At 57.0% G+C, this 21,992-nt stretch carries 15 protein-coding genes and 1 pseudogene; 1 reads left to right on the top strand and 15 read right to left on the bottom strand.

Annotated features, from left to right (window positions below; all coding sequences use genetic code 11):
* Positions 1-394: 394 nt before the first annotated feature.
* The 10 genes and pseudogenes from PUT78_RS02500 to PUT78_RS02545 all read right to left on the bottom strand — a co-directional run.
* Positions 395-1,369 (bottom strand): annotated as a pseudogene (locus PUT78_RS02500) (AMP-binding protein); the annotation flags it as partial.
* On the bottom strand, positions 1,362-2,207 hold the full coding sequence (locus PUT78_RS02505; protein ID WP_274350510.1) for a hypothetical protein: 846 nt from the start codon (positions 2,205-2,207) through the stop codon (positions 1,362-1,364). The gene PUT78_RS02505 and the pseudogene PUT78_RS02500, both read right to left, overlap by 8 nt.
* The gene (locus tag PUT78_RS02510) at positions 2,204-3,523 is read right to left on the bottom strand and encodes a hypothetical protein (protein WP_274350512.1); all 1,320 of its coding nucleotides are present in this window, start codon (positions 3,521-3,523) and stop codon (positions 2,204-2,206) included. Before PUT78_RS02510 ends, PUT78_RS02505 begins: the two co-directional genes overlap by 4 nt.
* Entirely contained in the window at positions 3,520-4,620 is a 1,101-nt protein-coding gene (locus PUT78_RS02515) for a BtaA family protein (RefSeq protein ID WP_274350513.1), read from the bottom strand. The genes PUT78_RS02510 and PUT78_RS02515 overlap by 4 nt, the downstream gene beginning before the upstream one ends.
* Positions 4,607-7,027, bottom strand: a complete 2,421-nt coding sequence (locus PUT78_RS02520) for a PEP/pyruvate-binding domain-containing protein (RefSeq protein WP_274350514.1) — start codon at positions 7,025-7,027, stop codon at positions 4,607-4,609. The genes PUT78_RS02515 and PUT78_RS02520 overlap by 14 nt, the downstream gene beginning before the upstream one ends.
* Complete coding sequence (locus PUT78_RS02525; protein ID WP_274350515.1) at positions 7,027-7,932, bottom strand: UbiA family prenyltransferase; 906 nt, start codon at positions 7,930-7,932, stop codon at positions 7,027-7,029. The genes PUT78_RS02520 and PUT78_RS02525 overlap by 1 nt, the downstream gene beginning before the upstream one ends.
* On the bottom strand, positions 7,929-9,116 hold the full coding sequence (locus tag PUT78_RS02530) for a hydroxymethylglutaryl-CoA reductase (RefSeq protein ID WP_274350516.1): 1,188 nt from the start codon (positions 9,114-9,116) through the stop codon (positions 7,929-7,931). Before PUT78_RS02530 ends, PUT78_RS02525 begins: the two co-directional genes overlap by 4 nt.
* Before the next feature lie 708 nt (positions 9,117-9,824).
* Entirely contained in the window at positions 9,825-11,453 is a 1,629-nt protein-coding gene (locus PUT78_RS02535) for a metallophosphoesterase (protein WP_274350517.1), read from the bottom strand.
* A gap of 5 nt (positions 11,454-11,458) precedes the next feature.
* A complete protein-coding gene (locus PUT78_RS02540) occupies positions 11,459-13,141 on the bottom strand; it encodes a Na/Pi cotransporter family protein (RefSeq protein ID WP_274350519.1) in 1,683 nt (560 codons plus the stop codon).
* Positions 13,113-13,715, bottom strand: a complete 603-nt coding sequence (locus PUT78_RS02545; protein ID WP_274350521.1) for a dual specificity protein phosphatase family protein — start codon at positions 13,713-13,715, stop codon at positions 13,113-13,115. Before PUT78_RS02545 ends, PUT78_RS02540 begins: the two co-directional genes overlap by 29 nt.
* Before the next feature lie 315 nt (positions 13,716-14,030).
* On the opposite strand from PUT78_RS02545, the gene PUT78_RS02550 reads away from it, so the two are divergent.
* Positions 14,031-15,062, top strand: coding sequence for a LacI family DNA-binding transcriptional regulator (locus PUT78_RS02550; RefSeq protein WP_274350522.1), 1,032 nt, complete (start codon positions 14,031-14,033; stop codon positions 15,060-15,062).
* A 12-nt stretch (positions 15,063-15,074) separates the two neighbouring features.
* Here the strand turns inward: PUT78_RS02550 and PUT78_RS02555 are convergent, their stop codons facing one another.
* The 5 genes from PUT78_RS02555 to PUT78_RS02575 form a co-directional block, all read right to left on the bottom strand.
* On the bottom strand, positions 15,075-15,971 hold the full coding sequence (locus PUT78_RS02555; RefSeq protein ID WP_274350523.1) for an inositol monophosphatase family protein: 897 nt from the start codon (positions 15,969-15,971) through the stop codon (positions 15,075-15,077).
* A gap of 46 nt (positions 15,972-16,017) precedes the next feature.
* Positions 16,018-17,133 carry an ABC transporter substrate-binding protein gene (locus PUT78_RS02560; RefSeq protein WP_274350524.1) on the bottom strand — a complete coding sequence of 372 codons (1,116 nt, stop codon included), beginning with the start codon at positions 17,131-17,133 and terminating at the stop codon, positions 16,018-16,020.
* An 89-nt stretch (positions 17,134-17,222) separates the two neighbouring features.
* Entirely contained in the window at positions 17,223-18,371 is a 1,149-nt protein-coding gene (locus PUT78_RS02565) for an ABC transporter substrate-binding protein (protein ID WP_274350525.1), read from the bottom strand.
* 33 nt (positions 18,372-18,404) lie between these two features.
* Positions 18,405-19,571, bottom strand: a complete 1,167-nt coding sequence (locus tag PUT78_RS02570; RefSeq protein ID WP_274350527.1) for an ABC transporter ATP-binding protein — start codon at positions 19,569-19,571, stop codon at positions 18,405-18,407.
* 4 nt (positions 19,572-19,575) lie between these two features.
* Positions 19,576-21,495 carry an ABC transporter permease gene (locus PUT78_RS02575; RefSeq protein ID WP_274350528.1) on the bottom strand — a complete coding sequence of 640 codons (1,920 nt, stop codon included), beginning with the start codon at positions 21,493-21,495 and terminating at the stop codon, positions 19,576-19,578.
* Positions 21,496-21,992 lie beyond the last annotated feature (497 nt).

The following is a 21,992-nucleotide window of genomic DNA, read 5'->3' on the forward strand; positions in this document are numbered from 1 at the left end:
CCATTGGCATTGTCGCAACATGAACAACCCGGTTGATGCCGAATGCGGCTGCGTGGGTTCGCCATGATGCCGCCTGCGCCTTGTCACCCTCAATTGCTAGGCAGGCTACGTCATTGACCGCGATCAGGGCGCATTGGCGCACGCCGGGCCATTGTCGTGCCGCCACCTCGACCGAAAACGGGTAGCACATGCGACCGTCTATTTTTACATCCGTGCCCATACGCCCCAGCAACCAAAGTCTGCCTTGCGCATCCAGACGGCCTGCATCGCCCGTGCGGTGCCAGATAGTCGCGCCGTCACGAACCTTGTTTTGCGCGTCATGGGCTGGATCAAGATAGCCGCGGTTCACATGCGCACCGGCAACCTGAATTTCGTTGTTTTGAATGCGCAGACGAATCCCGGCAACAGGGTGACCGACCAGAAGCCCTTGCCCCCCATACATGGCTGTGCGGTCATCGGCTGTTATGTCAGCGGCTTCCAGATGCGCAATTGGCTCTGCCTCGGTAGAGCCATAGACACAGCACACGCGCAGGTTAGGCCGGATCGAATGCATCCTGTCGATAAGTTCCGGAAACACAGGGCCACCGCCGGTAAAGACCGTATGAAGCGGCGCCTCTGCCCCTGCCTGCGCCAGCATCTCGCACAGCGATGGCGGCAGGAGTGCGCGGGTGACACCGTTCTTTTGCATCCAGTACTGTAAATCCGCGGGTTGCAGCGCGTCAAGCCGGGACATCTTCCAGTTAGGCAAAACCGAAGTCTGCCCGCTGGCAATGTTTATCAGCACGAAAACAGGAAACGCGATCAGGTCGCGCTGGGGCTGCTCGTCATGCAGCAACGGCGCAATTGCTTTATACTGCGCGCCAAGGAAATCATGGCTGCGCGGAATTGCCTTTGGCATGCCCGTCGTGCCCGACGTGAAAGAAATAAGCGCTGTATCCACACCCGCAGGGTGCGCAATATCGGGGATAGTCGCGGCCCGTCCAGTGGGGCGCAGATGGCGCACACGCCACAATTCAGGCAAGACCCATCCAAGCAGCCCAAACAGGCCAGAGCTGCAAAATGCGCGCGGTCTTGTGACGCGGGCTGCGTGGCGCAACCCTGCAAGGCCTAATGCCGGTTCCGGCAACACGGCAGTTGCGCCAAGCGTCCATAGCGCAGCAAGGGCGGCATAAAGGTCTGCATCCACAGACATTGCGATCAACACCTTATCGCCCGCCCGGATGCCTTTGTGGTGCCACGCATTCGCAAAGGCCAAACGGCGCGCGTTCAGTTCGATGTATGTTACCTCGCGGCCACTGCCGTCGATCAGCGCAACCCTGTCCGGATACCGTTCAACGGCGGACGCAAAATCGCGTAGCAGATCAGACATCCCATTTCAGCCCAAGCAGTTCATATCGGCGAAACACCTCTCCACCTTCCTTGCGGCTGCGATCGGCAGAGCGGTTGTTGTCTTGTATCAGCGCGTGGATCACTGTCTCATAGCCCATTGCACGCGCTTTCGCGTGACAGGCATGCACCATATGCCGACCCGCGCCGGGCACGAAGCTGGCATAAGTTTTCAGGATCACGGTTTTCGTTTCAAGCCCCTCGGCATAGTTCGGAATCGCAAACAGAAAGCCTGCCAATGTCCCGTCTGGCCGACGCGCAAAGAAGATCAGCTCGCGCTTGAGCAAGGGTATGACGGGTCTATACATCCCAAGGAATACAGACTCGGGGATCGGTGTGTAGAATGCGTTATCCGCAAATGCTACGCAAGACAGTGCGAACACCTCTTGAAACAAGACCTCTGGTTCGTTGCCGTCCCATGTCTCTACAGTGAAATCGGCGGGGGCGGGCAATGGCGCGGGATCGCATTTTTCCAAGGCCATCCGCGCCGAGAAGTAGCGTGCCACAGGCTCAAATCCGGCAGCAGCAAAAATCAACGGTTCATGAGCGCGATTGGCCGGTTCCATCAGAAAGGCAGGCGAGCCGTCACTTTCGCTCACGAAACGATAGCTGTGCCATGTGTCGCCCGCCATTGGCCCCAACACCCTGTCAAACCCTGCATCACGGATGCGCACCAGTGCCTTTTGCAATAACTCCCTGCCTGCCTTAGGCACCTTGAACGACACATTTCCAATTGTCGCGGCAGGCGCACCGTCCCAGTCCGGCCCGTTCAGATGGATCGTCAGGGCAGCGCCATCGACCTTCAGTGTTTCGACTTTCACAGGCTTGCTCCGGGTATTGGGGTTGTGCCGCCCTGATCTATTACTGCAACCGTGTAATAGGCCAACGGCAGGATCATGGATAACAAGGTCAGTTTCAGAACGCGATGCCTGAAAAAGATGCTGGGCATTGCCGCACTGGCCGTCGCGCTAAGGGCGAGACACAGGCAGGCCAATACCAACAGTGGCTCCGCCCACAAACTTTGCGGGGGGTTCAGCAACGTTACGACATATCGCAAACCAAGCAGCGCCACCGCGATCACCGGCACCCAGACCAGATTGCGCCGCAATGCAAGCGTACTTAACCCCATGACCAGCCCCATCGCTGTCAGGCCATAGAATTGAATCGCGTTCCACCCCACTGCATTTCCAACGGCCAACCAGCCAAAACTGAACAACGCCAGCGCTGCAACCATGTCCAGATCGCCAAAATCATCCTCACCGGGATTTTGGGTGCTTGCCCACGGATGCGCCACAAGCACCAGCGCTGGCAGGATCGCATTTTGCCATTCAACCGAAGCGAGGATCAGGAACATCGCCACGACATAAACGCGCGCCGCATGGGTCGACAGACCAAAGCGTGGACCGATCACGCGCGAAGCAATGATTGCAAGCACGAAAAGCGCTGCAAGCGGTCCCAACTCGGTCAGGCTGCTGTCGCTGTGGACCTCCAGAAACACCAGCAATCCCAGCGGCAGAAACAGGTTGTCAAACCCCCGCCAGCTTTGGGCCTCAACCAATGTGCCGAAACCGGCCACCAGCAACGCAAGTGTCAGGATATTCAGGGGGCGCAAGTCGGACAGGAACATCAGGCAGATCAACGCCACCAGAAGTGTGATCACGAAAAAAACCACAGTTCCTTCAACACTTTTGTCGCCCTGTTCAACCTTGAAACGGCGCGTTCCATATGCTGTTCCGGCCAGCGCCGCGGCCGCATCAGCGAGTGTCAATACTGCGATAGGCAACACATAGAAAAGCGCCACCCCATCTGCCAGGAAGAAACAAAGCCCAACTGAAATGGCCAACAGGAAATCACCGTAGGACCGCCGCTCGACACTGTGCACGGCTTCGCCCAGCCGCCCCGAAATCTGCGGCATTCGCAGCATTACCATCATAACCAGCGTCAGGCCGATAATCATGTATACTGGCCAGCGATCTGGAAAAAGCCACGGCAACCCCATCGCATAAACCCCGGTGCCGACATGCACCAGTTTACGCTTCACTTCGGCGCTAAACGGCAAGCGGCGCACAAGCGCCATCAACACGACAAACGCAGCAACCGAACTAAAAGCAATGACCAGTTGCGCTGAGATCGTCACCTGCCAGCTTCCTCGATCACAAAATCCGAATAGAAGAACGCCTTGTCACGAGCCTTGAGTTCATCCTCCAGGTCACGCAGGCGTGTCACGCGCGCGGACAAGTGCGGCGGCACACGGCGCGGGGCCATCATGTTCCAGTATACCAGCCGCGCACCGGGGGCAGCAGCACCCAGAATGCTGTCATAAACCTGCGCGAAAACCGGCCCCGACATATATTCGAAGATGTCCGATAGGTTGAAACCATGTGCCAACTCGCCGGTTTTGATAAATGCCTCCAGTGAACCGGGCCGGATTTCGATGCGGTTGCAACGATCACGGATCAGTTCAAAATACTCCTCGCGCCACGCCATCGGCAGGGCCATGCCATGCGTTCCCTTGATGATCCAGTGTAGATACGGGTTCCCGGAGGGGTCGGTTTCTACCGCTGCGTGGTGGATGCGCCGCGCCACATGCTGCGCGGGACTGCCCTCGACATGATCAAAAAACGCCTTGTCCCGACCCATCCGGCCCATGACGAAACGAGAGAAAAAGATACTCAGCAACAATCGCCAGCGCCATGTGTTGAAGCGCGTGTCAAAGAAGGCCTGACGCCCCGGCCTGTCGCGTGGCACGAATATGTCGTCGCGGGTTGTGCGGCCATGCACCAACGGCAGAAACCACGTTCGGAAAATCCGGAAATAGCGTTCAAACTTGCCGACGCCACCTGCGCCGAAACGGTCAACATCCTTGTCCAGCGCATTCCAGAACGCTCGTGTTTCCTGATCAAGCAACGCCACCACACGCGCCAGCAGCGCCTTGCGCCGTGTTGATGCGCGCGCGCCCATCAATTCCAGAAATTCGGCATGGCTCAATGTTGAATACGCAGCGATACGCAACTTCAGGCAAGCAATCTGTGCAGGTGACAGATCGACCACAACAATCTTTGCCGGGTCCAGCGTCAGCATTGCCAGCGCGTTATCGCCTGCCGAGCAGATCGATACCAGCGTTCCCGAGGCACAATTTCCCAAGGCCTCGGTCAGAATATCCGCATCTTCCCACAATTGGGCATATCGGATGTGATCAAATGCTGCTTTTCCCTCAATCTCAGAGTGTGTCACAAAGTTTCTCCACCTCGCCCGTCGCGCCATCAACGGTCAGCGTTTCACCATCTGCGATCCATTGCGTCGCGCCTTTCAACCCGACCACACAAGGGATACCCAGTTCACGCGCCACGATGGCCGAATGCGACAATAACGAGCCGCGCTCGACGACGATGGCAGACGCGTTTGAGAAAACGGCAATCCAGCCCGGATCAGTGTGGCGCGCCACAAGAATTTCACCCGCTGCCAGCGATTGCGTGCGTGGGTCGCGAATCACGCGGGCCACCGCTGTCACCCGTCCCGCTGAACAGCCGGTTGCACTTCGGCGCGCAGCCTTGTCTTGCGCAACGGGCGCTTCAGCCCAGACGGGCGCGATGGCGGGGCCGCGCAATTCAATCCGTTCGGGTGGGTCAGGACGGTTTGCGGCGGCCGCATCTTCGGCCTTGCGCAGGGCGACCAACGATTTCAGATCGCCCGACAGCCCATACCCTTCGACCGCGCCCAGAACCTCTGACGTGGTCAGGTAGAACACGTCACGCGGGGCTGCCAGCAACCCACGGGCCGCAAATTCACGGCCAAGACCAAGAAAGACGCGGCGCGCATAGCCAAAGATGCGGGTTCGCTCAAAGCGCAGATTCTCACGGTCGCGCACGCGATTCTTGGTCCATGAAATCATGGATCTGGCAACGAACCGTTTAAACGGGTTGGAAAAAAGCGCCCGCCAGTCGGGGTTCCGGACTTTGTGGGTTTCATTTGCGCCACGTTGCGCACTGGCCAAAATGGCCGCCAGCAAGCTGGATGGATCGTCCCGCAGGGTCAGGCTTTCCAGTTTCAGCTCTTCGGTGCAGCGATCACCAAACTTTTCAAGATACGCCTCCACCTCGCGGCGCAGGTCAGGATGGGCGTCCAGCCCGGAAATTCCGTCCGCAATCAGCGAGGTGTCCAGTCCGGTGGCCTTGACCATCCGTCCCATTTTCATGATGCGCTGCGCTGGTTCCGCCGAAATAATATCGCCTTGCCCGATCATCACATCGTTGTGCAATGCCAAGCCATCCTGACCAAGCCATTTTTTCAACAGGTTCCGCGAGGCTCCGAAAGCAATCATGCACAGAAAATCATTGACCAAGGGCGCATCCCAGCGATCAAGCAAAGTGCTTTCGATCTTGCGGTATTCAGCCGCAAGGGCGGTCGGACCCGCGCGCGTCACATCAAAGCCACTGTCAAGCGCGGTATTCAGGCGCGCATAAAATCGACTCCGCGTGCGCGGCAGCATGAATGCCTGCCACACCAAGCCCCCCGCGGCCCGCACAATCCTTAGATACTCGACAATGCGCCCCGTCCCGGTGGCTGGCGCCGGGCCGATGCTGTCGGTCACCTCCGAAGGCATCGGCGTATCCACCCCCATCATCGTTTCCATATAGGCCCTGTTAAGCGAAAAACCGGGCAGAAGTGCCAGCGCGCGATACCAGTTAACCAGATTGTAATAGACCCGACCGTCCACGCGGCCCAGCATGTTACCAAAAACGGCGGATTGGGCGGCAATTGTGCGGTCGGGCACACCCAGCAAGGCAACAAAGGCGCGGTAAACACGCGCGTAAACATGTACAGCAAAGGAATATGTCAGCGGGCTGACCATGCCAGGATAGCTTTCAACAATGTTGGAGTTGTCGAATATAGTCAGCGCGTTGTCCGGGCTAGGGGGCGGCAGCAGGGGTGTCGTGATCGGGCGCGATTGCAAGATGTGAAGGCCATTACCGTCAATCGCCCATTCGATATCCTGCGGGGTACCAAAAACATCTTCGGCCCGCCGCGCCAATTTGGCAATCTGCCCGGCCTCTGCTGTGCTCAGAACGGCAGGCGTTGTGGCGCAAAGCGCTGTGCCCTCTATGGTCCAGTCCTCGCCATCCACTTCGCCAGATACAAGGCGCTCGCCCAGCCCGGATATGGCGGACACAATCACGCGGTCACGCCGACCCGTCACCGGATCAGCGGAAAAGGCGACCCCGGCCGCGCGAGCATTGATCATGCGCTGAACAATCACGGCCGGTCCCTCTGCCCTAGCTTTTGTTTTCAGGGCGCGGTAGGTGGCTACAGTGTCGGAAAAGCCCGATTCCCAGACTTGCCGCGCTGCGGCCGCAACACTGTCAGCCGCCACGTTCAGCAACGTGTCAAACTGCCCGGCGTGACTATGTTCCGCGCCATCTTCCTGCCGGGCGGAGCTGCGTACTGCAAACGGCCCTTCACCCAGTTGCGCCAACGCATCTGACAATCCGTCAATAGGCCCGTCTGCGTCAAATGCTTCGGCGCGAATGACGAAATAGGCAGGTGGCGCAAATCCGGTTTCTGCAAGGCGCGAGAGCGCAGCGGCCTTGCCGCCGACCTCATCGACGTTGCGCGCCTGTTGCTGCGGGACAATAAAAGACATCAGAACATCCTCGTGAGCATGGGAGCAAAGCCAGCCAAACCATAACAGGCGAACACCCAAAGCCCCGCAAAACTGTCCAGGCGCTTCTCTGCATCTGGCGTGGGGGCTTTACAATATGCACGCCCCGCCCAAATGCATGCGCCCGCCCCGGCACTGCCAAGCGTCGCTGTCATCCAAAGCGCACCGGTCACCGCGCTGACGCCCACGAGCAATGCCCATGACACCACAACACATATGGCCCAGATCATAGCCGCGCTTTGTGGACCCCAGAGGCCGGAATAGGTGTCGACACCGACAATTTCATTCTGCGGTGCCCAAAGCTTGCGCCCGATTTCCAGAACGCAGCCATTGACAAAGGACATCGCCAGAAACAGCCAAAGCCAGATAGCCGGCGCGCCAGCGGGCAGCCATTCCATGGCGGTCAGCAGCAGATCAATCAGTGGCATGATCGCCATATGACTCAGCAGATACAGCACAGGGCGCGCCTTCAGCCATTTTGGCAAGCCGAACTCTGCTGTCATGGCCAGTAGCCACAGCCAGACAAGCCCAAGCAACCACAGAAGCGGCGGATGCCAAGCCCATGCGGCAAATCCCGTCATCGGTAAGGACGCCAGCCCAAGCATCAGAACAGCCCGCAGCGAGATCAGGCCACGCGGGATCGGGCGGTCAGGTCGGTAGCGTTTATCATCTTCCAGATCCTTATATTCGTCACAGACCCGCATCTGGAAGAACAGTAGGATTGCCACTGCGAACCCTGCAATAAATGCCCCTTGGCCCGGTAGGGGCCGCCCCGCCATCTCGGCGGAAACGCTGATACTGGCTGCAGAAAAAACCGCCAGCAAAGGTACTGTCTTTGCCAGCGGGAAGCGTTCTTTCTGATATGCCCACAGGGCCGCAGGTGTCATCTGTGGCGCGCCAGATTTTCATGAGCACGCGTGAAATGCCCGGCCGCAATTGCCGCCACAATAGAGATTTCGCCGCACAGGCAGGTTGCGGCCACCACTTCGGCCAAGGCCGCGCCGTTGCCTGCACCCTTCAGGCCAAGGATGTTCAAACCCGCCGACTGGCTGGGCAGCGATGTGCCCCCGCCGACCGACCCGACCAGTATGTTGGGCATGGTCACGCTACAAAACAGATCGTCGCCGCGTGCCTCCATCCGGGTGATGCCCATGGCACTTTCGGCAACGCAGGCGGCATCCTGACCCGTTGCGATATAGATAGCAGCTAACCCGTTCGCATAATGCGCCTGCGCCCCCAACTGTCCTGACAGATGCGCGCCAAGATTGGCCACCTGACCATAATCAAGCATGTCCTGAACTGTTGTCCCCAACGTCTTTTCCACAACGCCCGCCTTCAGCGTGACCGACGCACTGACCTTGCGTCCGCGTCCGGTGACCAGCCCCAGAAAAGACGCCTTCTTGTCACCGGAAAAATTACCTTCGATATACCATGCCTTCAGGGCGACGGGGCAGCGCGCCACAATATCATCGCATAAGGCATTTGTGGCGATTGTCACCATGTTCTGGCCTGCTGCATCGCCGGTTGTGTAGCGGCAGATCAGGAACACTACGTTATTGTCTATCATCGGCTCCACTGACACCAATTTGCCGTGCCGTGTGGTTAATTCTGCCGCCACCTTCAACTGGTCGATCTGGTTCACAACCCATTCCACGAACAGCCCCGCATTCAGCAGGTTTTCCAGAACAAAGGCCGGTGTCCGGATCACGCCTTCATACAGGATCGCAGTGCTGATACCCCCTGATTTCGTGGCGGCATAGGCTCCGCGCGCGTAGGACGCAACCAGTGCCGCTTCAGTGGTGGCCATTGGCACGTGGAAATCACCATGGGCATTCAACCCATTTATCCGCAAAGGGCCGATAATCCCGACAGGCAATTTCACGGTGCCGATGAAGTTTTCTATATTGGCGTTGAATTTTTGGGGCGCTGCCATAGTCAGCGGATCTGCGATTGCATCGCGATCCGCCGGGCCGGTGGTGTTGCTCAGGTGGTTCCAGTATTTTTCGACAGATGCCTGCGTCGCCTTCCGAACGGGGCGCAGGGTGGTGAACTGTGCATCGCTCGGCAACATTCGTTCATGAAGCGGGGATTTGTAAAAACGGGACCTAATTCTATGCAGCATGTCTTTGACATGGGAAGGAATAGTCATTTAAGCATACCATAGTTGAAATTGCCGGTAGCTAACATGCGCATAGACAACAGCGTGTGTCACTAAATTTCAGAAATTGCAACAATCGCTGGTAACGTGGCGCATCGCGCATCAGCGATGTTGACCGGAAAGGATCGCTGCGTCAAACACAAACAGTCGGTTATGTGAAGCAGCGTTGCAGCATGTTACCGACGATGATTGGCAGCAAAGGGCAGGCCACTTCGATCATCCAGACCTTGTGGCGGTCGTGCGGCGATTGGCACTTTCAGCGCATCTGGTTATGTCACTGCGACAGTCCGCTTTAGGGAAACCCCGAATGTGCCTTGCGCGAGCGCAGTGACATGACAGGAGGGGCTTCGTGAGTGGGCAAAACCTGAGGCTCAGTCGTTGTGATGTGGCGGTTGTATCGTCGAAACGACATTTGAAAACGGGACGAAACATTCTCATCACGTTCCGCTTCATCAGCGCGTCAATCTTGGCCGGATCGACCATGCAGGCCAAGTCTGACGGATTGCCCCGCCGCCGCATGACGCGCAAACCATAACAGCGGATGATCAGGCCAGCATGCCTTTACAATGGGTTGCGCTTTATTCAGCCAAAGGCACAGCTTTTGCGCATCTTCGCCGCAAGCTATTCGCTGATGGCCATAGCATCTGCAAGATATTGGTCCATCATTGCCAAGAGCATTTTGAGTCTTGATTGCAGACAGTCGGAAGTGGACCAAGAGCGTCCGGCATAGCACTCGATAAGCCGACGATAGATTGCCAGGCGTTGCGGGGAAACGAATTGGGTTACCAATGTTCCGGCATTGCGCGCTGCGTACCAATCTGTGATCAGATCGATACCAGTGATTTCGTCCTGTTCACGTCGCGAAGGAATATAGGTTGCCGCCTGAAGTGGTCGTTGAATATCGGCGATCCTGATCAGTTCGTTGACGCCTACGGCCTGAATGAACTGCGCCAGATCAGCGGGCCATTCTTTCGGAAGGTGGCGCTGTACCACTAACTGGCGAACATGCCGATAAAGAAAATCACCGTAGGACTGCGCTTGCATCCAATCGGACTGCGCAGCGTCGCGGTGGTAAAATGGGAAGAAGGCATCGAAGTCGTCAAACTCTATTTGCCTGTATTGGACATTTCGGGACTCTCCGTCGGCAGACACTACGGCAAAAGCGGGAGGGAATGCCACTGGCGACGGGATCGCGTGATTGGTCAGCGTATGGCCGTCGATACAGGTTGTGCAGGTGTCGCAGACATGCAGGTGACCTGAAAAGTGTACGCCGATACCGGTGGCTGCAACGGCCCGACCGGTTGCATGGTCCGGTGTGCGCCGCACGGCCTGAGTCGCGCCGAAGAGCATACTCTCCTGAGCGAAAGTTCCGTCATACGTATCCAGCACCGGGTAATGCGAGAAGCAGATCAGCGTCTTGCCCTGCGCCTTGGCGCGCGTGGATACATCAACGAGCCAATCAAGAATAAACGGCTTCAGGCGCACAAGTGAATTCCAGCCTGCGTCTGTGCTATCGGCGAAGGAGGACGGGTCGGTGTTGTCCGCACATCCGTTGCGTGGTTCAAACACATTGGCATCTATGGAGACAAGCCAAAGCCCTTTTTGCGGTTCGACAAGATAACTCAGATCCAGCTGCCGGTGGACAACCGAGCCGTCGGGGGAGGTGATCTCGAACATGCGGCTGGCAAATGCATCATCGGTCCCGAAAGGAGATTCCCAATGCAGGTCAGAGGATCGCCTCTGAATACCGTAGGGAGCCCAGAGCGGAGCGGTATCACGATAGGAGCGGCAGAACATCGCGCGATCAACGATGACCCGCTCTGTATTGGCTATCCCCTCTGGTTCGCTTGTAACCAAAGTTGTTCCGCCCCGACCGTCATAGAACGCCTTGGAATGATGCCGTCCGCTCATCCCGTAGGTGTCGTGATTGCCGGGCGTAAGAAAAAACCGGATTCCATGCTCAGCTTCATATCGGGCGAGCAATGCCAGCGCTGCATCCATCGTGGCGATCTGCCCGTCATCCGTCAGATCTCCTGCAATAACCACGGTTTCAATTCCTTCTGCCACGCACGCGTCAAGCGCAGCAGGAAAAGAGAAATAGCTTTCATTATACACACGCGTCGATGCCGCGCTGTCATCTCGTGTGCGGATGCAGGCTCCCGATTGCCCCTTGAAATCAACGCCTTCAAACCGGTAACCAGGGAAGATCTCGTGATAGTGGGGGTCGGCAATAACCGCGAGTTTGTGCATGACAATCAGCTTTCATGGTTTGAACGAAGACGTGTCTCGCGCAATGCTCCCAAGTCATCGAGAATAGGATAGGCAACCGATATCAGATGCGCATTGACCCTTTTGAGGTCCCGCAGAATATCGAGATGAAGACCTGATGTTTCCACAGTTTCGGTGCGCTGCTCCTTAAGCCGCTTCAGGTGCCGTTCAGCAGACTCGGTTTCAAGACGCCGGACATCACTTTTGTAGCTCACCAATTGCCGGGCCAGATTAAGGTCGCGCGACAGAAAGACAGATTGGGCAACCTGCAGAATCTCAAGAGTGCGATCGTAGAACTGAACAATCTCGGCCATACCTTCTGACGAAAAAGAAAGCTTACGCTTTGCTTTTTTTGCAGCGAGTTCGGACAGCCCGTTGTCGATGATGTCACCTATATGCTCAAGATTGACAGCATAGGACATGATCTCGGTGGCCCGGCGCGTATCCGCGTCGTCTAGCTCCTCTCGCCCGAGACGCGAGAGATAGAGTTTGATCTCCGAATGAACACGGTCGATGTCATCTTCTAAATCGGAAAGTTGTGTGCGGACTGCCGGGTCCGAACTTTTCAATGCAATCATGCTTGTTTCAAGCATGTCACGCACCATGTCGCCCAGCCGCAACGTTTCGCGCGCAGCCGCAGAGAGCGCGAGCACGGGTGTGCTTAAAGCACTCTCATCAAGATAGCGCGGCATTACCCTGGTTTCTGCCGGCTGGGGCATAAGCATCTCTGCAAGCCGGGCAAGTGGACCCAGAAACGGCAGGAAGACCACCAGCAGCACGGTCGAAAACCCGATATGGGCGACAAGCGCAACTGTGCCGGTATCGGGCCAGAGCTGCGCCATCCGCGGCGCGATCAGACCCGATAGAACAGTCAAGGCAATCGCACCTGCGGCGCGGATAGCAAGATTGGTTACCGCCAGTCGGCGCGCCTGGACGCCTTCGCTATAAACCGCAAGATAGGGGGGGATGGCGCCGCCCAGATTGGCACCTGCCACCAACACCAGGGCCAGTTCTGCGGTAACAATATTTGCCTGGCCCAACAACACAACAAACAGCACCACCGCCAGACTGGAAGATGCAAGGAATGCCAGGCCTGTCGCAAACAGAAGCGCAAATGCTGGCGCATTGCCCAGATGAAAGAGAACAGAAATAACAGCTTCCGAGGTTCTGACTGGTTCGGTGGCCTGCCCCATCAACGACAGCGCGAGCAGCATCAGGCCTAGCCCCAGAATGGCGCGCCCGATACCCTTGCCCATGGCATAGCTGCTGTTGCTGAATGTAATCACGCCACAGAGTATGAGAACAGGTGAAAGCCAGCTCAGTTCCAACGACAGAAAATATGCAGCGATGCTGGTCCCGAAATTGGCGCCAAGAATAATCGCCTGCGCCATCATGCCCGAAACAAGATCGCGGGCAGCAAATGACGCGGTGATCACAGCTGTGGCCGTACTCGATTGAACGGCAATGGTAGCGAGTACCCCCACACCAACAGCAGAAAACCGGTTTCCGGTACTCTTGCCAATCCAATGCCTGAGCGACGCGCCAAAGGCCCGCAGCATCCCGGTTTTGATCATCCGCAAGCCCCAGAGCAGTAATGCACCGGCACCCAAAAGATTGATAAGTATCAGTGTGGAGCTAATTTTATCTACCTTCCAGCAGGTCGATTGCATCCGAAGCCCGCTTTGCGGCTTCGATCAGCATCGGCTTTGGGGTCTCAAACCATTCGTCGCGCCGCAGTTCACGCTTTTCGCGCACATGAGCCAGTGCATCCTCAAAGCTAGGAAAAAGGTGCTGCTGGTTCTTTACCAGAAACAGCGCGACCAGCGCAACCGAACGGCTGCGCCCACCGCGACAATGAACCAAAATGTTCCCACGCTCGCGGTTGGGATAGCTCGCGCGGTCGGGCATTGTCTGCTTGAGCGCGCCGTCAAGAATGTAGTAGCCTGCGAGCATCATGCGCGAAGGATTCCCTTCGCCATCAATGAGTCCGATTTTATAGGCTCGAATAGCTCCGTGGCCGGTTGCGACCTTATCCCCCTCGGCTGCAAGAACTGGCGAGGTAACATAGTTGAAGTCGAGATTGACCGCGCAATTGATCACAGTTGTAATGCCATTTTCCCGAAGCAGTCCCAGATTGCGGGCGCCGTCCGACCCCCCAATAAACAGCGATACCTTGTCTTCCCCCACATCGGTGGCGATCATGCTGATATCGGGACGATCGTAATGTGGTGCGACTTGCGCCATGCAAAGTTCCTTCCTGCGAGGTAATAATCCCGTGTCCGTTAAGCGTCACATTGACGGCATCAGATTTCCAATCCGATGCCACAAAGCAGAATTGCACAGCTGTGCAATATGGTCAATACAGGACTTGGCTCCGATGATAACATCTCGCATATTCGGGGTTCCTTACCTGTTTCTTCAGCGCAATTGTGGCTAAATTGTCTAATAATATCTGCATGAGGATTTGGACGCTGGCATAAGTCAGCAATGCATTTAGACTTGAAGCAATAGCACAGCTGTGCAATCCGGAAAGCAGCAACGGCGGCTACGAGGAAAACCATGAAACAGGACAAGCTCGACAAATCTCGGGGAAAGTCTTTCGTCAGCGCACAGCAGGTTGCCGAGCGCGCGGGCGTGTCGCGCTCAGCCGTCTCCCGTACATTTACTGATGGTGCAAGCGTGGCACCGGCAACCCGCAAGCGGGTTCTACAGGCGGCCGAAGAACTTGGCTACACTGTCAACCACCTTGCCCGTGGGCTGATCCGGGAGAAAAGCAATATAGTCTCATTGGTGGTAGCTGACATAAACACACCCTATCAGGCGAAAATGACCGAAGCCCTTACCCGACGGCTACAAGCAGCCAATAAGGTTGCAATGATCATAAATTCGTCCGGCGAAAGTACCGATGTAGAAATGGCGTTGCGCCAGACATTGCATTACCGGGCTGACGCAACGATTGTTCTTTCGGGGCAGCCCAAGGCCTCGTTGATCGAAACATGTCTGAACAACGGCCAGCATGTCATCCTGATCAATCGCGACGATCCGGTTCCCGGCCCCGTTTCGGTTATTGTCACAAATCGTGCTGCGGCCCGGCAGGCGTTCGACATGCTCGAAAGGGCAGGGTGCCGTAAGTTGGCGGTGATCGCTTCCACCGTCGGGTCCGCATCGCTTGCCGCACGGGAAAAGGCCTTCGTTGCGGCCGCACAAAGCGCCAACATTGATGTCAGCGTGTCTCGATTGGGGCCCACAGCCTATGCATCCGGCGCCGAAGCCGCCCGGCAGGTGCTGAGCGGCGCTGACCGGCCCGACGGTGTATTCTGTGTTACCGATTTGCTGGCGTGCGGGTTCCTTGATGCAGCCCGCAATGAATTCGGTATCAAGATACCAGACGAACTGTGCGTAGTCGGCTTTGACGACATCGAACAGGCTGGTTGGTCATCCTATGAACTAACGACGTTCCGCCAACCAATCGAACAGATCGCCGAACATGTCGTGGATCTGATCGACCATCACACCCCGGTAGACGCAATTCAGGATCCGATCCGCTTTCAAGCTGAACCGGTATGGCGCAAGTCGGTGCGCCCGCGCTAGCCAAACCGGGATTCAATTGCAGGGAATCCCGGTGGCATCGCTCATCATACTTGCAACACCGGGCGAGGAAGCCAGCACACCGCCGCCGATTTCCAGACCGCCCGACGCCAGAAAATTGCACACTTTTCCCCCGGCTTCCCGGACCAACAGCAACCCCGCCAGACAGTCCCAGGGATGCATGTGCAATTCGGCATATGCATCAGACCGGCCATCGGCAACATAGGCAAGTCCTAGCGCGCCAGTCGCCGCGCGTCGGCTGTTAACACCAGCTGACAAAATCCTGGTCAGCACCTGTAGATAGGTCTCGTTGGTGACGCGGGTCGACCAGCCCAGCTCGACGCATGCCGATTGTGTGTCGGTCACGCTCGATACCTGAATCGGCTCTCCGTTCCGGGTCGCGCCACGACCTTGCCTGGCAAGGTAGAGTTCGTCATGCGCAGGATCGTAGATAGCGCCCAACAGAATATCCGTTCCGGACGCCAACGCGATTGAAATACAATAATGAGGAATGCGGCGCGCAAAATTTGCCGTGCCATCAATAGGATCCACAACCCAGACACTCTCACCCAGGACGGAACCAGACTCCTCGCCCAGGAAGCCATCTTGCGGAAACTGTCCAAGAAGCTCGTCGCGAATGAACTTTTCGACCGCAGCATCGGTGACCGTCAGAAAGTCCTGCGGCCCCTTCAGTTCATAGCTGGCGCCGCCGGTTTCAAATGCGGTTTGCGCCATGGCACCGGCCGCCCGGATGGTGTCGATCAATACGCGCTCGCGACGATCAAGCTCATTGGGGGCATGGGCCATGTCGGGATTGGCGTGTTGTGAAACTGCTGACATTTCTTGATACTCGATTTCAATTAGGGATCTGTAAGAGCCTTGCGGTAGATAGGGTTCGGGGGCAGCGGCCAACTCGCCCCCGAATGTGTCCGCCCTGAACAATCAGGACGACCTGACCTTAGCGGGAATAGTTGACCCGCCAGAAATCCTGCCAGTCCTGTCGTGCATCAAAATCATCGACGGCGGTGGTCATGGAAAAGGCCATCAGCTGATCGAAATAATCCGCTATGCCTGAAGGCTCGTCCTCGGGCAGCGTGACTTGGGAATTGGTGGAAATCTTCCCGTCGATCAATTGTGGATCAAGCCCTTCGGCAGTCAAAAGGTAGTGGATGAACAACCTTGCCGCATTCGGGCTTTTCGTTCCGGCGGCAATGACACCCGGGCCGGGATAAAGCCAGCCAATGAATGGCTCCATGCCGACACAAAGGCCGAGTTTGAAATCCGCTGTGATATTGTCACGGTACTTTGCAATAGGGCTGATGCCCATGAAAGGGTCGGCTTGGCCCGGTGCCCCGATGGCTTCGGCCACTGATGTCGAGTCGCCCAGCAGCGGCTGGTTCCGCGCAAAGGCACTCACCCACGCGGCTGTGGCGCTGCGCTCTTCGGTTTCAAGCGGCCTCCCGAAATGACTTTCATAGGCTGCCGCCATTTCGGCATCGAAATGCATCTCCATCTGGTTGAACCAATCGGCGTAATTGGGTTTAACCAAGGGATCGAGCATAGTAAGTTTGCGGGCATATTCAGGTTCCGTAAGTTGCCAGATATTGCTTACGGGACAGCTTTCGTGAACTTCGGTATTGTAAGTGAATACATGCGGGTCGTTGACCAGCACGAGTGGGTCTGTCCACTCCGGCGCAATATGCGGCGCGATGTCCGCAGGCACCCAGCTCTCGACAATTCCGTAGGGCACCAGTTGGGCCGCGATGGCCGCCACGTCGGCCGCAACCGACACGTCACCAACTATGTTTCCCGCCTGACTTTCGCGGATCAGCAGTTCCACCTGACTGGCTTCATTCACCTTGCGGCCCTCAGCCTGAACGCCGTACTTCTGCGTGAATGCGACAGCGGTATCCACGATCTTGCCTGTCACCGCATAGACAGTAATAGGCGCTTCGCCCCGCGCCGCTTCAACAAGCGCGTCCAGATCGAACGTTTCCTGGGCGCTGGCTGGCGTGGTTGCGAGCAGACCGATGGCAACAATGCCCAGCATTGAGGAATGAGTGGGTATGAACATAACAGCTCCTTGCTGCGCGCCATGATGACACGCGCGATACGTTTGAAACAAATATGGCGGCGGAAAGCGGACCATCCGCCGCCATGTGTTTAGCGCGAATAGTTCACCCGCCAGAAATCCTGCCAATCCTGCCGGGTATCGAAGTCATCGATCGCAGTCGCAGTGTTGTAGGGCATCATCTGGTCCAGCACAGCGCCAACCCCTGAAGGCTCATCCGGATGGGCCGGGACCTGGCTGTTTGAAGAAAACTTGCCATCCACGGTTTGTGGTGCAATTCCTTCTTCGGTCAGCAGGAAGCGGACGAACAAGCGGGCAGCGTTGGGACTTGCGGTCCGAGTGGAGATCATCCCCACCCCGGGATACAACCATCCCGAATGCGGCTCCATGCCTTCACACAGGCCAAGCGCTAACCCGTTTGGCGCATTGTCGCGGAATTTTGCCGTGGCCATCAACCCGATGAAGGGTTCGGCTTGTCCCCTTGCACCAACTGCATCGCCTGCTGCGGAATCCGAATCCGTAAGCAGTGGCGCGTTTTGCGCCAGAGCACGCACCCAGGCCTTTGTCGCGGACCCTTCATCTGTTTCCAGCGCCCTGCCATAGTATGACTCGTAGGCCGCCGCTATCGCATCGTCGTGATGCAATTCCATCTGGTTGAACCAATCGGTGTAGGTCGGCTTCCCAAGCGGATCCTGCATTGCGATCTTTCGGGTCCATTCGTCCTCGGTCAATTCCCAGATGTTGCTGATCGGGCAGGATTCATAGACTTCCGTGTTATATGTCCAGACATTCGGACTCGACACAATGATGACCGGATCCCGCATATGTTCCGGAATGTGCTCCGCCAGATCAGGTGGCGTCCAACTTTCCATCAAGCCAAGCGGAACCAGTTGGGCCATGCCCGGTGGCACATCCTGGACCACAACCACCGATCCTGTCACATTGCCGGACTGACCTTCGCGCATGACCTGATCGATCTGTCCCCCGGTGGATACTTTCACGCCAGTGGCGTCCAGGCCATATTTCGCAGCAAACGCCTCCGCAATCTCTACGATTTTCCCAGTGCTGTCATAGACAGTGAGAGGCGGTTCGCCTCTGGCCGCTTCGATCAGCGCATCAAGGTCAAAACCCTCGGCATCCCAGGCGTTCTGGGCATATACCGGCGCTGCGGCCAGTCCCATCGCAAGGGTCATCGCAGCGGTGCCTCCCGAAAGATGCTGCCAGCACGTATATTTGGTCATTATATCTCTTCCTCCCTGTGGTAATGCCGGGGATTAGGCCGACAATCTGGCTTTGGCCGTTTTGGCCGTAGTTTCAGCATCTCCTCGAAGCTGAATGTCTGCCGACACGTTGCGTTTTCCATGACTGTCAAACACATGAATCGCCTCGGGACGGACAAAGAAGAAACCCTGATCCCCTTCCGCCACGACAGGCGGTTTATGCGTGGTCAGGAACAGCTTTGTGTCATGTGCGCGCAACTCGATGATCCACGATCCTCCGGTGGGTAGGACCCCCGTTACCTGGGCGCCGCCCTCCATCGCGCCTTGCGGCACCTCTGCGGCATCCTGCACAAAGCCCAGAGCCTCCGGGCGCAGGCCCACTGAGCCGATGGCATCGATCTGAGGAAACGCTTTTGAAAGGTATGATTTCACAAGCCCGGAAAGTGGCTCGGCTTTTCCTTCCCCCATCTCCACGATATTGATCGGCGGGCTACCTACAAATTCGGCCACGAACCGGTTGGCAGGTTGCTCGTATATTTCATTCGGCGTACCGACCTGCTGAAGCTCGCCTTCACTCATGACCGCAATCGAGGTTGCCAGCGTCATCGCCTCCCACTGGTCATGGGTGACGAACACAATGGTCGTCTTGAACTCCTCGTGGATCCGCTTGAGTTCTGCGCGCATCTCCAGCCGCAGCCGCGCATCGAGATTCGAAAGCGGCTCATCCAGCAGCAGCACATCAGGGTTGACTGCCAGCATCCGGGCAAGCGCCACACGTTGCTGCTGACCACCTGAAAGCTGACTTGGATAGCGATCACGATACTTCTCAATTCCCAGGGTTTTCATAACCTTGTCGACCCTGGCCTGGCGTTCGGCTTTCGGCACTTTGCGCAGCCGAAGGCCAAAATCGGTATTGCGCTCAATGGTCATGTGCGGCCACAGGGCATAGCTCTGGAAAACCAATCCCATCCCGCGCTTCTCCGGCGAGATGAAACTGCCTGAAGCCACACAGTCGACAACTTTATCACCGACGGAAATCTGACCACCAGACAGATGTTCAAGCCCTGAAATCATGCGCAATGTCGTGGTCTTGCCGCAGCCCGAAGGGCCTAGAAGGCACATAAATTCACCATCACCGATTTCGAGGTTGAGGTCGCGAACTGCCTTGATTGCAGTGCCGCCATAGCTCTTTTCCGCGTTGCGAAGAGTAATTTTAGGCATCAGTTCAACTCCCTAGTCCGTCGGCCAGATTTGTTTTGGTCAGTTTCTGGGCCAACACGGTTCCAAAATAGGCGATAGCGGCGATTATCAGCACGACAGCGTTGGCCGCCTGAGTGTAATTGTAGTCGATCAGCCGCAGCGAAAAGGTGGTAAGCACATCGGTTGCCGGCACTGCGAGGATCACAAACAGGCTCAGACCTTTGATGCCCGAAATGAACGGCAGCAGAATGCCGGTAACGAGTGCCCCCTTCTGGATGGGAATCACAATCGTCGTCATGCGTCGGAACCATCCCGCACCAGCGACCTGCGCAGCTTCCTCAGGGTCTTTGCCCAGTTGCATCATCGCCGAGATCCCGGCCCGCGAAGCATATGGCATCTGGTCGGCAATCAGCGCCAGAACCAGGATTGCAGCGGTGCCATACAGTGCCGGTATCGGACCCCGCTGCACCGCGAACAGCGAAAGATAGGCAGCAGCAAAGGCAATTCCCGGCACCATATAGGGGAAGAATGTGACATGGCGCAGAAACGCGGCCAATGGCCAGACAGGCGTGCGGACGACCACATAGCCCACCAACAACCCCAACAACCCGGCACACATTGACGCAGATCCCACGATCCAGAGTGTGTTCCAGGCTGCGGCCCACATCTGAGTGGAGAGCAGAATGCCATTCCGCAGTGCCACAGTCTCAAGATTGGTCCCGATCCAATAGTCGAGCGTGAAGTTGGAGAACGCAAAGTTCGCCGGTATCCGCATCACTGTGGACAGGACCAACGTTAGCAACGGCAGCACCACCGAGACAATGAAGACGGCGATGGCAAATCCGGTCGCAGGCAGGCGCCATGCGCCAAGTTCGCTGCGGCGTGCCATCGCGCCCTTGCTGCCTACAGTCACGAATTTCCGCGACTCCCGAACCACTCGGGCATCCACCAACAATGCGATGATCCCGATCATCATGATTGCCATGGCCAGCACTGCGCCCACACCGGTCTGGCGCGACGAAATGCTGCGATATAGCCCTGTCGCCAGAAGATCGTAATTTACCGGCAAGCCCAATACATAAGGGACACCAAATTCGCCAATGCATTTGGCAAAGGCCAGAATGATCGCGCTCATAAGTGCAGGCAACATCATCGGCCCGATGATCCGGAATGCAACGGTCGGGGTGCTGGCGCCCAACATGCGCGCCGAATCTTCAAGCTGGCTGTCAAACCTGCGCAAAGCGTTCCCAAACAACAAAATGAAGAACGGAATGTAATTTAGCGCCAGGATGATCGTGATCGGCACCTGCCCATAGGCCAGCCAGTCAGGCGGGGACCAACCCATCGCTTCGAACCATCCCAGCTGCCCCCCGATCGACCGGTTCTTGAACAGGGTGGTCCAGGCAAGGGCAAAGGTCCATGCCGGTAGCATGAAGGGAACGATCAGCGCCGTGGCGAACCAGCGCCGCCCCAGCATATCGGTCCGGCTGACCAACCATGCCAATGGCCCCCCGATTGTAAGTGAAATGGCAATGGCGCCAAAGGCAACCGAAAGCGTATTGAACAACGGCGTCCAGAACAAGGAACTGGCAACCGGCGAAAACAGCGCACGGTTGATGTAGTACAGGGTCCATCCACCTGGCTCTGTCCCGATTCGACGCTCATCACCAAATTGCACGCGCCCTGCATCGACCAGAAGCGACGCGATCGGCACAATGATCAGATAGGCAAACAGCAAGGCTGCCAGAATGCCGATCAGGGTTGTGGGGTCACGAAAAGCAAGCCGCAGCTTGTAGCGCGCCACTTCAAAGCGACCTGCATGCTGTCGCTCAATGCTACCAGGGGCCATCATCGCATCAGCCCATTTGCGCTGAAATGCGAATGCCTGCGCGATTTTTTCGCCCCGCAGGGCGTTGCGTAACTCTTCATAATTCCTCCCGAACACACAGGACCGAATCCTCGGCCTGACAGTGTGCCTCTGATAACTCCCGGCCGAACATTGCCGACCGCCCTCAGATGCACGGTATCTTTCTCAAACAATTTGTCAAGAATATTTTGCACAGCTGTGCAATCAAGTTTTAACCCTAAATTTGTCCAGATATACAAGATAACATTCACATACATGGCGAAATCAGAAGGGAATGTAGGAATATTCCGTATACAAAATTGCACTGCTGTGCATCAAAAGTGATTGTCCCTCAACCGTCTGGCGCAGTTGTTCGCGTTCGTCGCGCAACACCCAAGTGCCCGGTAGTATTATGAAAGCATGTGCCACGGCTCCGGGCCGGGGGCTGCGAAAACAGGCGGGTGTGACCGTTAGCCCGGGACCGGTCGTGCGGACGATCCGCCATATGCCCACGATGCTAAAATGAACAAGGCGCGCCGGGGCGGATTGCCCACCCCGTTTTTCAGGTCGCGATTTTTGGGCAGGCCGTATTGGCC

Origin of the sequence: Roseinatronobacter alkalisoli, from assembly GCF_028745735.1 — a bacterium.
GTDB classification, from domain to species: domain Bacteria; phylum Pseudomonadota; class Alphaproteobacteria; order Rhodobacterales; family Rhodobacteraceae; genus Roseinatronobacter; species Roseinatronobacter alkalisoli.

Bases quoted from the DNA above. Each gene is read 5' to 3' on its own strand.
- PUT78_RS02550 (WP_274350522.1), top strand. From the start codon at position 14,031: ATGAAACAGGACAAGCTCGACAAATCTCGGGGAAAGTCTTTCGTCAGC.
- PUT78_RS02540 (WP_274350519.1), bottom strand. From the start codon at position 13,141: ATGCAATCGACCTGCTGGAAGGTAGATAAAATTAGCTCCACACTGATA.
- PUT78_RS02565 (WP_274350525.1), bottom strand. From the start codon at position 18,371: ATGACCAAATATACGTGCTGGCAGCATCTTTCGGGAGGCACCGCTGCG.
- PUT78_RS02530 (WP_274350516.1), bottom strand. From the start codon at position 9,116: ATGTTGCCGAGCGATGCACAGTTCACCACCCTGCGCCCCGTTCGGAAG.
- PUT78_RS02535 (WP_274350517.1), bottom strand. From the start codon at position 11,453: ATGCACAAACTCGCGGTTATTGCCGACCCCCACTATCACGAGATCTTC.
- PUT78_RS02520 (WP_274350514.1), bottom strand. From the start codon at position 7,027: ATGTCTTTTATTGTCCCGCAGCAACAGGCGCGCAACGTCGATGAGGTC.
- PUT78_RS02570 (WP_274350527.1), bottom strand. From the start codon at position 19,571: ATGCCTAAAATTACTCTTCGCAACGCGGAAAAGAGCTATGGCGGCACT.
- PUT78_RS02560 (WP_274350524.1), bottom strand. From the start codon at position 17,133: ATGTTCATACCCACTCATTCCTCAATGCTGGGCATTGTTGCCATCGGT.
- PUT78_RS02545 (WP_274350521.1), bottom strand. From the start codon at position 13,715: ATGGCGCAAGTCGCACCACATTACGATCGTCCCGATATCAGCATGATC.
- PUT78_RS02525 (WP_274350515.1), bottom strand. From the start codon at position 7,932: ATGACACCTGCGGCCCTGTGGGCATATCAGAAAGAACGCTTCCCGCTG.